8 protein-coding genes are annotated in these 13472 nt (G+C 43.1%); 5 read left to right on the forward strand and 3 right to left on the reverse strand.

The window, feature by feature from the left end:
* Positions 1-18: 18 nt before the first annotated feature.
* The gene (locus FWF39_RS02635; protein ID WP_343381884.1) at positions 19-1986 is read right to left on the reverse strand and encodes a cellulase family glycosylhydrolase; all 1968 of its coding nucleotides are present in this window, start codon (positions 1984-1986) and stop codon (positions 19-21) included.
* Between the two features lie 245 nt (positions 1987-2231).
* Here FWF39_RS02635 and FWF39_RS02640 point away from each other — a divergent pair, with 245 nt between their 5' ends.
* The 4 genes from FWF39_RS02640 (at position 2232) to FWF39_RS02655 (ending at position 8499) form a co-directional block, all read left to right on the forward strand.
* On the forward strand, positions 2232-3197 hold the full coding sequence (locus tag FWF39_RS02640; RefSeq protein WP_343381885.1) for a hypothetical protein: 966 nt from the start codon (positions 2232-2234) through the stop codon (positions 3195-3197).
* 34 nt (positions 3198-3231) lie between these two features.
* Positions 3232-5904 (forward strand): tubulin-like doman-containing protein, encoded by a 2673-nt coding sequence (locus FWF39_RS02645; protein ID WP_343381924.1) that lies wholly within the window; start codon positions 3232-3234, stop codon positions 5902-5904.
* A 443-nt stretch (positions 5905-6347) separates the two neighbouring features.
* Positions 6348-7007 (forward strand): YopT-type cysteine protease domain-containing protein, encoded by a 660-nt coding sequence (locus FWF39_RS02650; RefSeq protein WP_343381886.1) that lies wholly within the window; start codon positions 6348-6350, stop codon positions 7005-7007.
* A gap of 16 nt (positions 7008-7023) precedes the next feature.
* Positions 7024-8499, forward strand: a complete 1476-nt coding sequence (locus tag FWF39_RS02655; protein ID WP_343381887.1) for an MAC/perforin domain-containing protein — start codon at positions 7024-7026, stop codon at positions 8497-8499.
* A gap of 460 nt (positions 8500-8959) precedes the next feature.
* Here FWF39_RS02655 and FWF39_RS02660 read toward each other — a convergent pair whose 3' ends face one another.
* Both FWF39_RS02660 and FWF39_RS02665 read right to left on the reverse strand, forming a co-directional pair.
* On the reverse strand, positions 8960-9631 hold the full coding sequence (locus FWF39_RS02660; RefSeq protein WP_343381888.1) for a DUF4332 domain-containing protein: 672 nt from the start codon (positions 9629-9631) through the stop codon (positions 8960-8962).
* 4 nt (positions 9632-9635) lie between these two features.
* Positions 9636-10934: a hypothetical protein gene (locus tag FWF39_RS02665; RefSeq protein WP_343381889.1), complete on the reverse strand. Its 1299-nt coding sequence runs from the start codon at positions 10932-10934 to the stop codon at positions 9636-9638.
* Between the two features lie 60 nt (positions 10935-10994).
* On the opposite strand from FWF39_RS02665, the gene FWF39_RS02670 reads away from it, so the two are divergent.
* Positions 10995-13418 carry a hypothetical protein gene (locus FWF39_RS02670; RefSeq protein ID WP_343381890.1) on the forward strand — a complete coding sequence of 808 codons (2424 nt, stop codon included), beginning with the start codon at positions 10995-10997 and terminating at the stop codon, positions 13416-13418.
* Positions 13419-13472: the final 54 nt, after the last annotated feature.

Here is a 13472-nt window from a genome sequence, read left to right on the forward strand (position 1 = left end):
AAAAAAGGGAGGTGGATTTTAGCGGTAGTGAGTCAACCACATGTGGGATCGTGACCACGAAAAGTGGTGACGTTGCCAAGGAGACCAGTAGAAACACCGAGATGAATCCCGATTCTCATATGATTTTGGCGATTCTTGGGTTGGTTGTGTTGGTTCTTGGGTTGGTTGTGTTGGTTCTTGGGTTGGTTGTGTTGGTTTTGTTGCTGTATATGGTTTTGTGTGTTTGGTTGGGGTTGCTGGTGGTTTTGGTACTACCGGAGTTGGTTCGGTTGTCGGATCAGGGGATGGGTCAGGTGTCTTTGTCGGACAAGGATCTGTGGTTGGGTCAGGTGTTGTTGTTGGTTTGGGGCATTTTGGTGGTGGTGTGGTTGGGTCAGGTGTTGTTGTTGGTGTTGTTGTTGGTTTGGGGCATTTTGGTGGTGGTGTGGTTGGGTCAGGTGTTGTTGTTGGTGTTGTTGTTGGTTTGGGGCATTTTGGTGTTGATGTGGTCGGTGTTGGGTTTGTTGTTGGGTTTGTGGTCGGTGTTGGGTTTGTGGTCGGTGTTGGGTTTGTGGTCGGTGTTGGGTTTGTGGTTGGGTTTGTGGTTGGGTTTGTGGTTGGGTTTGTGGTTGGGTTTGTGGTTGGGTTTGTGGTTGGGTTTGTGGTTGGGTTTGTGGTTGGGTTTGTGGTCGGTGTTGGGTTTGTTGTTGGTTTGTAGGCGTTGATGTAGTGTTGTCCCATGGTGTTGGGTGTGTAGTTGTTGCTTAGCATTGTTTCTCCGGAGTAGACTGGGCCTAGGCCTGCGTCGCTTAGCCAGTAGTATGCGCCTGCGCCGATGCCTAGGTCACGTTGTGCTAGGAGTAGGTTTTGCCACCAGGTGTAGTCGTTTTGTTTGTTTCTTGAGCTGGTTAGGCAGGAGCCTTGTTCGTTTATGACTATGGGTGCGTTGATGCCCATGCTGTTGATGCCGGTTTGGAGTTGTGTTTTGAGTGTGTTGTAGTCGGTTGCCCAGTATGAGGTTAGGTCGGTTGGTGCGTAGTAGTAGAGATGAGTTGTGTAGACTAAGTTGGTTGCTGTGGGGATGGCGTCGCTGATTTGTTTTGTCCAGCTCAGGGTGTTGCCATAGCCGTTGGGGAACCAGCCTACGCGCCACTGCATCATGATTAGGTGGTTTGAGCCTGTTCCTCGGATGGCGCTATACATTGTTTGGAGGTATTGCATGTATGAGGCGGGTATGGGAGTGTTGTCTGCACCTAGTTGGGGTTCGTTCCATGCTTCAAAGATTGCGTTGGGGTGGTCTTTTAGGGTGGTTGCTATGTCTGTCCAGAACCATCTCCAGAAGCCTGCTTCGTTATTGGCATAGCCTGCGTCTGAGAGGAATCTTTGTGCTGCGCTGTCCCAGCCTGACATTGGTAAGCCTTGGCCGCCTGCCGAGTTTGGTGTGGCGTAGGGGTCGTTTCCAGAGGAGCTTGCTGATGGTGTGAGCATGTAGGGTACTATGTTGACATATATTCCGTATTTGGCGGCTTGGGTGCAGAGTGTTTGGAGGTATGCTTTGGTGCTTATGGGGGTTGTTTGGGCGGCATAGTTGATGTCTTCTTGGGCGGGGGTGATGTTGTCGCGGTAGTACCAGCTGGGGTAGATAAAGACTCGGATGTAGTTGATGTGCCATTGATCACGCATGGCTGTGAAGGTTTGGTCCATGACGCTTTGGGGGTTGTAGTTCCATTGGTTGCTCCATGCGTCGTTTTGACCTTGACCCCAGAGGATCAAATTGGGGACAAAGCCTGCAAGGCCAACACCGCGTAGATAGATGACGTTGCCGTCGGCGTCAATTATTTGACTGCCTGCGGTGTGGAGTGCTGGTGTTGCAGCCTGAGTTGGTTGTATTGCAAGCGGAGAGACCATGCTTATGATAAACAATGCACTGAGGCAGATCGCAATGGGTCTATTGGCGCATTTAAAGTGTGTTTTATGCAAAGATTTTCCAAGGATGTTTGTTTTCAAAGTTTTTTCTCTCTTCCTGAATTTTTGACACCTTATCGCTTGAATCAATTTTATGGCTTTTTGAAAACCCAACTTGCTAGCTTTGTCAACTTGTACGTGGCTTTTGCAAAATATAGTTAACAAAGCAAGCAAGCAACCGCTGATTCAGTTGATTCATTGCTATAGGTACAAAAAGTCATACTATAGCAGCGAAATAGCGCAAGTGTTATATCTAACAAGTTATAGACCCATTTGTGTTGGTAACGATGAAGAAAGTTGCTTCAGCACTAAGTGCCACCTTATTTTTAAGCGCTCTGTTTTTAATTACTCTATTTTTAACCTCCCTAACGTTTGTCCAAGCTGCCGGAGAGGGACAGTGGATAACCGACTACAAAATCGAAGATGTATCCACCGGACAAATCTTAGTCCAATACTCCGCTACAACCAATCAACTAACTGGTTCAGGCGCAGTTCTACCTGGAGCCGAAGTTAAAATCACCTTCACAGTCAATGTCCTCGCTTCAGGCGAAGGAAACCTCAAATTAACCTCAGGCTTAAACAAACCCTCCTCAGGTCCCTACTGGGAAGCCCCAAACAAAAACGATTACAACCTAGGCTCTGCTTTTAGCCCAAACGCACAATCCACCTCCTTTAACTGGATAACCGGCGAATTTGAAATGATCCTCTATGGAAAAGTCCCCACAACCAACAGCGCATCAAAACCCCTCACCGCTGTTAGCCTCTATGGCCCCTCAGGCAACGAACCACTTGACACAATCACCATAACAGCAACCAGCGCAGACATGAACCATTACTTGACCCTTCTAGCAGACAAAGAAAACAAACTAGACTCCCTAAAAGCCAACGGCATAGACCCAGGATACATCCAAATCTATCAAAACGTCCTAAAAACCTCCCAAAATATAGCTGACAACGGCGATGTCACAAACGCCATTGCACTGCTAAATGGTTTAGACGTCTCAAACGAACCCGCAAGCTCTCTTATGCAAATGCTATTTCTACCCCTTATCATAGCTGCCGCCGTCGTAGCAGTCCTGTTTGCAATTTTATTTCTACGAATCCGCGGCAAAGTCAGCTACATGACCCTTGTGGTAGAAGACCAAATCAAAGACTTAGAAGGCCTAACCCTTCGAGCATCCAAAATCGATCGCTCCATGTCTGCCAATCTCAACTCAGTCAAAGAACGCCTCAAAAATTTAATCGGGATGTGATACTACGCGAATCTACCAAAACAGTGTTCAACTCATCGGATTAGGCTCCGCAGGCACAAACATCGTTGAATCCTTCTTAACTAACAAAAAAACCCGCGAACTAATCGAACATGACCTGACCCGTCTTTCTCTTTTAGCTATAGATATAGCTGATCCTGAAATCCGAAGCCTCCAAGAAGCACACGAACAAATCTCACATTCCCTCCTTAAAGCCGGAGTCCCCCGGGAACGATGGCGCCTTGTCGCAGAATCAGTCAAATTCCCCACCGCTGAGGCCATGTTCGACTTTATCAACCAAAAATACGGCGAATACGTACAAGGCGAGGGCTCCAAACTCACCAATTACCATCCCTGGCTACATTCCACCATGGCCGTTCCCCCCATGGCAGGCGGCGCCGGACGCAGACGCGCCCTAGCAAAAGCCATCTATGCCCTCAACTACTACCAGCTAGGTATTATCCGAAACTGTATCAACACCTTCAAAGAACAAGCGCTCTCCTCCATTGTCACCCCAACCATTGTTCTAGTCTATGGCATGGGCGGCGGCACAGGAAGCGGCATATTCTTCGACTTTTCACGTCATCTGCGAAAAATTCTAGGTTCAGGCGTCCCCATGATCGCCTTTGTCATCACCCCCTGCGGCGGAGACGACCCACCCGCAAAGGGCTGCTCAGCATTTGTAGCTATGAACGAACTCTCCTTGTTGATAAACAAAGACTACAACGAACACATCGTCAAAGAATACGGCGAAATATACCGTAACCCCCTCAACGCACTAATCTATCTCCCCCTGCTGCCAGCATTCTCCAAAGTCGGCAACATTGTATCCGCCCGAAAAGAAATGGATGACATGGTCGTTGATCTGCTCTATGTACTTATGGACTTTGACCTAGCAGATCTCCTAGGAGGCATAGGCACTGAGGTCGGCCTAACAAATAATTCCGCACACACCCTAAGTATGACCAAAGTCATCTATCCAGTTGAAGACTACCTCTTTGCCTACAAACTAAGCTTTGAGAGCATGACCCTGCTCCAAGAATCCCGAAAAGAAAAACTAGAGCTGCTAAGCGAAATCAAAAACGTCATCAAAGTCGACAACGATACAGCAAGAGAACTCTTCAAAAACTACCTCATAAAAACCGGTATCTACAACGAAGACCAATTCGAAGACAAACTAAAAAACATCATCAACAGCAACCCCCGCCTCGAAGACGACGTCATCCTACATGTTAAAGGCGTCGAACTCCAAGCCAAAAACTGGCTCGACGACATCATGAAATACCTGCTCACCATCAAATTTATGGGAAAAATCGGACCCATCGAAGAATCCATCATCAATTTAACCCTCAAAAAAACCGACTCACGAAAACTAGACAACCTCGAAACCCTCCTAACAACCCTAACCAAAAACCACCTAGAATTCTCTGAACACAAAGCAGACATCGTCGAACGCCTAAACCAATTAATCCCCAGCTCCCAAATATTCACACTCCGCCAAAAAAAAGTCCTCGAAGATTTAGTCAACATCTCTGAACTCGCCGAACAAGCCCTAAACACACTACGCTTCTACGATGAAACCCGCTACATCACCGAAGCCCTCATACGATACTACACAGTCCTTCCTGAATGCCAAATCGAACTCGAAGAACTAAATGACATCCAAGAAGAACTCGACATAATCTATCTAGTTATCCAACTAATGCTACGCACACCCGCCGATGAAGCCAAAATGATCGATGAACACCTCACCTACATCCACGAAATCCTTGCTAAACGTATGCGAAAACGAGGCGACTATGATAACGAAGCCATACGCATTGCCGATATAAAAAAACGCAAAGAATTCGATAAAACCCGCATTGAGCGACAAATGCGCAAATTCCTCAGCTCAAAACGCTACGCCCACGAAAAACTCCGCAACCTAGACCGCGACCTAAGACGTATAAGCGAAGAAGAAGCCATCGCCATAGAAAACCTCGACCAAGTCGATGCCACAATCAAACTCTACGAACAACTCGCTAAACGCTTCGAATTAACCTCCCCCTATCGCAAACGCCTCAACAAAATCGTTGATGCTCACCGTGAATATCAAGTTAAACTCGCCGAGATAGTTGCTCCTAAACGCTACTACGAAAAATCAGCCGATCTTACCGAGAGCGAACAGCTTAAAATAATCTTTAAAATCCTAACCGAACAAGAAGACGGACTAACCCGAGACGTAATCTTCAAGGATATTCTTGATATGGCCCACTTTAAAGACTACATAAAAAGCGTTGTTCGCAGTTTCAAAACCCCAAGCGTCATGGGCTATAAACCAACCTACAAAACCGACTACATCTGGGTAACCATAACCACTCCACCCAATATGTGGACCGAGGATATGTCTCAGGAAGTCTACACCGCACTAGCAGGTTATGTGACAAGCGAGGTCTCTCGAACCGTAACTGTGCGTGTCGTCGAATCAAGAGACCCCTGGATAACCAGAGTTCTAGTCGTTGGAGGACGCGGTAAAGCTGAGGACATGGAAGCCTTTGACGAAATGCAAAACCTCTACAGCAAATCCAATGACTTCGAACGCTACCTCTCACGTTCATTTCTACTCGAACACAGCGTATATGCCACAAACATCATTAAAGAAATCAACCAAAACAACAACGGCCATACCCCACCAATCAATAATAGCAACATCAACAACCCCAAAGAATAAACTAAAACAACAATTAACCCTCATCTACTTTGTTTCTTCATACATACGTACATTTACCTTTATTTATCGCTGGAACTCTGCATTTTGTGTTGTTTTCGTCGAAAACCTGTATGGGTTTTGACTTCAAAGGTTGTTTCATAAACATCTCATTCAACTTAAATTTATCTATTGTTATGTGATTGAGTGTTATAAAGGTATATAAAAATAAAATTCGGGGGAAAAATTTGGGATTGATAAATATAAAAAAACTATTTGATGATGAAAACATAAATCAATACACTCATCTCCAACAAAAAAAATCACGCGATACCTTTGGAGGCGCCCTAACTTGAGCATAGCCGGAACAACTGCTGAAGCGCAAAATCTTGGGCAAATAAAATTCCCAGAATTCACCGCAAAAATAGTCACGGAACTCTTTCCATAATAGAGGTGTTTCACAAGTTATGTCTCATAATGTTAACGGCATTACATTTTATGGTAACCCTGCAAAACAAAGCCAAAATGCAATCATACAACGCATTACTGCTCGTAAACATATAGCTAAAATAGAAACTGGCATGTGCTTGGGATTAGCAGTAAATTACATTCTGAAGTATCTAACTAATAACCAACAAAATCCCAGTCGTGCGCACATCATATTTGATGAATTGACTGATGACACTCCTGTTGCGGCTAAAAACGCCATAGATATGGCAGAAAAATTTGGAAAATATAGAATAGGTGAATATGGAACCCATGCTGATCCTTTTAGCGAAGCGTTGCTGGCTGTGCCAGAAATGACCAATAATCGTCTCACTGTTGATAGTGGATTTGCATTTGTTTCTGGTAAAGATATTTCAATTAAAGAGCTAAATGAGGCGCATCTCATTGTTTATAGGTTTGTACAGCATATTAATGCGCCCGATATTTTAAGCAACCACGCCCTCGCGTTAGTGAAAAACGGTGAAACCTACTTTTTATATGACCCCAATTATGGGTTGCATACCATAGATGATCAAAATCTCGACCAACTTTATGCTAACACATTGGATGCGATCTATACACCAAAAAATGGAACGACCTCTATGAAATATGCTGTGAAATGTTTACTCAATAATCCATGAATGAGGTGTATTATGTTTGGGTAATCTGACTGTAAATCAATCAACGATAAATTCTTCAACGAATAATAAGTTCAAATTGGCGTGTATAGCAACCACACAAAGTTTGGAACGTACGTCTGTTCAAACTATACAAAGTTCTGGTTCCCCTATACCTGAATCCTATGTTTGTGTCGGAATGGGCTATAATGTTCTTGAAAGCCCCTATATCAGTCCTCAATTCATGATCGCAGCAGACAAGATACTTGATATTGATGACAATGAAGTTAAGAACTATCGAAACATATTTGGCAACACTGTAGTTATAACGGAAAGCTCAGTAAGTGACGTTTATAAAGAATTCAATGCAAAATTACAGGTAAAAGGTACGTACGGACTGTTTTCTGGTTCAGCCTCATTAGAGTTTTCACAAAGCTCTACAGACCATGAAGAAAAAGCATATACAAAGCTATATGCATACTTTGTAAAAAATAGACAAACGATAGATATATCAGAAAACAAATACAAATTTACGGATGAATTTGTGGCGGATCTTAACAGTTCTATGGATCCTGTGGCTCTGTTTAACAAATATGGAACACACCTTGTTAAAGAGGTATTCCTTGGTGGCAGGCTTGAATTAAATTATACAACAAAAAAAACAGTTAAAGATACGAACCTCACCATAAAAGCTGAAGTTGTAGCATCCTATGCTCTTGTGAGCGGTTCAGCATCTGCTGAATACAAAACAAAAGCAAGTCAACTGTCCGCAAGAAGTGATTTAAATGTAAACGTTATTGGTGGAAATGCTCTTGCAATCGCTGGAATTGACGATTTGAGTAGCGAGTATAAATCATGGTGTGCTTCCCTTGACGATCCAACAAAATGTGCCCCTTGTGGCATAACAAGTTATAACAGTCTGACTCCAATCTGGACCTTCTGTAAAAACAACGACAGACGTGACAAGATTGAGGAAACATTTAATCACATGGCCGGTAAAATCATACCAACAGAAGAAGAGACGTTTATAACAGATATAATGGTTATATCTGCTATGACCCTAAAGGAAGCTGAAACTAAATGTCCTCCAGGATATCTGCCTATAGGCGGTTATGGAAAAAACTTATTGCATTTCCCGTCAGGTCGCAACAGATTTTTATGTATAAAACGTGGGAAACGTGAAAATGCAATAACAAATATATTGTGTACACCTTACCCATCTGGTAACTTGCAAACAACCATAAATATTACACACAACGGTGTGACCGCCTCGTATCACACAGCTAACTCTTATTTAAATCAAGGTGTTGCGACACATTATGCTCTTCTTTATACAAAGGATGCTAATAAATACAAACCGATCAAAAACATGATGGTGTACCCGCATGGCGATAGTTTATCACCAGAATGGAATGGCACACTATGTGAGGTTAACACATCTCAACCAGTTAATTTGCAAGTTACTTTAGGTTCCCTGATGCAAATGAGGAATATTCATGTAGGCTATAAGAGTTAAAATAATTCACTTCGTCTGCTGATTTTTCTCTTTTTTTATCTTTGCAATTTCTTGATCCGGTATTTGGCGATAGAAAACTTTTCACTGGAGCAATATCGCGGATGCGTTCTAAAAGTTCGTGCCAATAGTTGCCGCCCTGATTTTTTTAGCAAGTCATCATATCGAAACGCCCTTGACAAGATGCTCGCGTAGAACCTCCAAGCTCACCGCCTAAACTAAGTACCCGAAGAGATTTTGATCGATATCCAACCGAAAAAAACATCAAGATTGTAGTGTTTGACACTTCTTGAAACCGATAGCTCTCGTTTTGAACTGTCAAGTATTCCTTGACAACTGAATTGGGCTCTATTTCGCCCTCTTTGTTCGAGTAAGTGTTTGAGTATAAACGAGTTTAGACATCTGCAATAATTCCGAGAGTGTAACTCTCGAGTTGTCTCAACTCTAAGTGTTGCTCTAAATTTTATTTATCTCTGTTTAGAATCATATTTGCTGCATCAATGATAAACTGCATATCCTTTTCGCCAAGTTTAGCTTTATAATATTGTCTGTTCGCATTAACTGTGTTCATGTGCTCAAGCAATTCCGTTGCCTTTGCTTGGGCAATTTCGGTAATGCTTCTATAGCCGCTCTCGTATAGAGTTTTTGCGGCGATTGGTCCTATGCCGTTGATTCTAACAAGATTACACAAACTGCTTAATTCTTGCAGTTCGTTAGCCTCAATGCCCATTTCCCGGCTTGCTATGGCTGTATTGTTGGGGTTGATTGTAAAATTATATACCTCTTTTGATGTTTTTATATTCTTATTCAAAAGAGTGGTGATGGTGTTGGTCGAAATGCCTGGGAAATCAGTGATAGCTACAGTTTTTTGTTCCAGACTGCCCATTTCTCTTTTCAAAATGGTCAGATAATTTTCAGGTACCCCTGTTTTTGCGGCAAATGCTACAAGCCGCGGCGTCGAAGTTATATTGTTTTTAAGTTCAGCCAAATTATCAATACCAGCGGCTGATATTTTGTGGAAATTCTCTTCAAGATTCATCAATAGTATTTTTCGACCCGGTAACAAATTTTGTTTTTTTAGAATTTCCATATATTGGAGAAGCGGTATTTGATTCAAATCAACACTATATCCCATTGGTCTACTCTCCTGTTTTCACTTTTGCTTTCGTTGTTGTTTGGGCGGAGTCGGTTGTTGTCTCTATGGTTGGATCTGGTTTGTTTATAGTTTGGGGTTCTTCTATGAGCTGATTCTGTTCTGTTGATGCTGATGGTTTGGTGGTAATCTGGTTTTCGGAGGATGTTGGGTTCTTGGGTTCTTTTGGTTCGTCAACTTTGAGAAGTAACTGCCAATCTTTAGTTATATACCCCTTCTCAACTGCGCTGTTTTTGAGTTTTTGCACCTTTGTATCTTGTGCTCCAAACATGTTGTTGATGTCAAAGCCGCCGATGAAAAGCACCATATCTATGCGATCAGACATATCCTCAGTATAGATAGGTTCTGTAATATGGATAGATTGGAGACTGGTTTTTTCTTTAAACCACATAGTGATGGCTAGTTCAATTTCGGTTCTTGGGATTTGTTCTTTGAGGTTTGAGGGCATTCGCAAAAGCACATAGAGCAAAGAGGCTTTAGATAACTCAAAGCTTAGAAGCGGTTTTAACAGTGCAACATTTAACATGTTTTTTAAGGAGCCATAGACCCGGTAGCTGACAGCTGTAACTGTTGCAACACCAAACATTTTGATATCAAAGGTTCGGGCTAGTTCTGTTATTTCTGGTACCAAAAGTTCTTTAGCTAAAAACAAGCTAAGCAGATAATTAACAACTTCTTTACCTTTGATAGGTGTGCCTTCTCGATCCAATCCTTCAAACGTTTCCAGTTCATCTCGGCCTAAGAGCAAAACAGTCGATCCCTTGGTTGATAGGCACATTTGCAAAGAGGCATAGGCATTAAAGTGGGCATCAGCAGGCTGGATTTTTGAGGGTAACACTACCATAGATAGGGAATCAATGTTTTGATTTCTGAATTTGCTGGTGAGGCTTGGTACTGCGGCACTGCCAACGCCATCCCAAACAGATGCAAAAATTAAGGCACTTCGTAGCTTCTCAGTAGGCTTGTTTTTTAGGCTCTCGATAATTGTGCTATCTTTGGCTATGGCGGGGAGCACATCGTACCAAAAGTGGGTATCGATGTCCTCATCTTCAAAGCCCCGTACGAATTGGGGGGTGTAGTTGTGTGGAATCCATTTATAGATATCCTCACTTGACTTCTCAATAAAAATCGGTAAGGCACTGTTTGCTGTGGGTTGTTTTAGAACTGTTTTTATGGGGTACTCACCGATGCAAACTATGAGCTGTTTAGGTAGCAGAGGTTTTAGCGATTCGATGTGTTTTTCAATACTTGAAAGGATATTAAATGTGTTTTTTCCATCCCTCATCGGGCGTACCTGCATAACCTTTAAGAGGAGTTTACATAAAATAAGGTTTAGGTATATTGCTTGTTAAAGCCCCTCCATAAGCTTTCGGGCATAAGCCGCTGGAATAAAGCCAGACAACAGAGGAAAAACGAAACAGACGAACGCGAACGCCAAGCTGAAACAACCGCGTTTAAACTTTTCACTTTTGCGGTGACCATGGTCGCCATGAGTTTAGGTATGTCTTTTTTACCCCTGTTTCCCCAGCCTCTGCCGATACTTTTGGCTTTTCTAGTAGCTTTTATCACTTACCAAAAACCCCAATTTGGTATGCCCATAGGCGGCGCAGTCATTGGGTTAGGTTTAATCTTTCATCTATCTGAACTCTATTTTATCTCATTTCTAGGCGATACCTCGATACGTATTGCATTTATAGTGATTTGGATGGTGCTGTTCACAGCTCTGCCTGCCCTGTTTAACCGCTACCGGAGTGCACTGGCCATCGATTTTGGTATACTGTCCGTCGTGGCGCTTTTCTTTGAACCAACCCTCTTTTTGGCCATACCACTAATTTTAGCCTCAGCCGTATTTTTTAAAAAGTTTGTTTCTCTTACCCTTATCTACTATGCGTTGCTTTCTGTACCGCTTCAACTTTTGCAATACTACCAATACACTGTTTTACTCATTGAACAAAGCGACTGGTGGGCTGCTCCTGGCTCCGCACCACCCCTGTTTGTATCGCTGGGCTCAATTTCTCAAGATCTCACAAGCTCCATGTCACAATTCCGCCTATATGACAGCTCACAAATCCTCTACAACATTACCGGCCAAACCACCTGGACCCCCGACTGGACCGGACGCACCATAACTGAGGTCCTGACCCAATATCTTGACTCAATTCCCGGCATTGTCATATTTATAATCATAATCGCCGGCTTGGTGGCCGCTATGCTTTTTTTAACCCGCATACTTATCAAAGAAAACTTTCTCGGCTCAGCCGATAGAACTCTACCCTGCATCACAGCAACTCTTACGGCTGCACTATTTTTCATACTAGCCAGTGCACTTCAAACCCAGCTAGCCTTTAGTGCAGATATAACTGTCACAACCATGATTCTGGGCATATTTACAACCTTGCTTCTAACCCTGCCCATCTTTTTTATGGATAACACACCCAAACAACGCGCAACCAACCAAGAAATCGCCACCAAAGCCCAAATGCTCCTAGATAAAACCCTCACTTTAGAAAACCAAATCAAAAACGTAACAGAAAACACTCCCGTAAATGCAAGTCTGCCCGAAGGCAAAATAATTATCCTAAAAGAAACCCTCCAAGACACCCTCAAACGCGCCACCCTAAAAGAATTCCAACAACAAGAACTCGACGAACACTTCACAAACCTAGACAAACTCAATAAAGACCATGAAACCATAGAAGTAGAACTCAACAACCTCCTCTACAAATATCAAGTTTTCTCAACCTGTGAATTCGCAAACTGGATTGGCAAACTCAAAAACGCAGAATTACCCATCCAAACCACCCTCAACATAAACCCCCAAAAAGATATGCCTATAGAAGAACGCATAGAAACCATCAAACAAATCATCCAAACAGCCAAAAACCTAACCCAAGAAGTCACAACAACCGCCACACCCATCTATAACATCATACAACCCCTCTACGACCCCACCCTGCCCAAAAAAAGCAAAGCCATCGAATTCGCCCAAGAAAAACTCTCCACAAACCAAGCCCCCTGGATAGCCCTCGAAGCCCTCTACAACGCCCTCAACAATTGGACCCGCCAATACAGCACAGACATCCAAACAACCAACCACCACCTCCAACACACACTAAAACCCATAGCAAACCTACAACTACTGTTGCTAAACAACCAAACCCAAACAACACTATCCCAAGCTTTTGGTAGCAACACCCAAAAAGTACTCAACTACGCCAAAAAAGCAAAAGACATCCAAACAGCCGCAGAACACCGCGCAGAAAAAGAAAAACTAACCCTACACGATGTCGTAGAATTAACCACTGACGTACAAAATTGCATCACCATATCAAACGGCATCCTCACAATAATCCACACCAACCTAACACACGACCAAAAAACCATCAACAAACTCCTACCCACCCAAGATTACCTCTGGGAAAAAAACACTCCCCTACACAAACAACTAGAACAAACCCTCCAAATAATAGCCAACACCACCAAATACCCCATCAACCAAATCCTAGAAAACCTGCCCCTATCTCTTAACCACCTCAATGAAGCCATACAAACACTTACAATATATGCCGACCGCAAAGAATTCCTCCTCAACTATCCCACAGCAAAAACCGCCATAACCCAACAACTCCAACAAAAAGAAAAACTAACCCCCTCAGATCTACCCTTCCACCCCCAATTCGCAACTGAATACCTCCAACTCTACTATACCCAACACTACAACCAATACATCTTTGACAAAACCGAATCAACACTCAAAAAAAGACCCTAAACCCCCTACTAAATAATAACGAGAAGATAATAAAACCTTAAATCCTAATCCACC

The sequence above is a fragment of the Candidatus Bathycorpusculum sp. genome, from assembly GCF_009778815.1.
GTDB lineage: Archaea > Thermoproteota > Bathyarchaeia > Bathyarchaeales > Bathycorpusculaceae > Bathycorpusculum > Bathycorpusculum hydrogenotrophicum.

Coding starts and splice junctions, on each gene's coding strand:
- FWF39_RS02650 (WP_343381886.1), top strand. CDS start 6,348: ATGTCTCATAATGTTAACGGCATTACATTTTATGGTAACCCTGCAAAA.
- FWF39_RS02640 (WP_343381885.1), top strand. CDS start 2,232: ATGAAGAAAGTTGCTTCAGCACTAAGTGCCACCTTATTTTTAAGCGCT.
- FWF39_RS02665 (WP_343381889.1), bottom strand. CDS start 10,934: ATGAGGGATGGAAAAAACACATTTAATATCCTTTCAAGTATTGAAAAA.
- FWF39_RS02660 (WP_343381888.1), bottom strand. CDS start 9,631: ATGGGATATAGTGTTGATTTGAATCAAATACCGCTTCTCCAATATATG.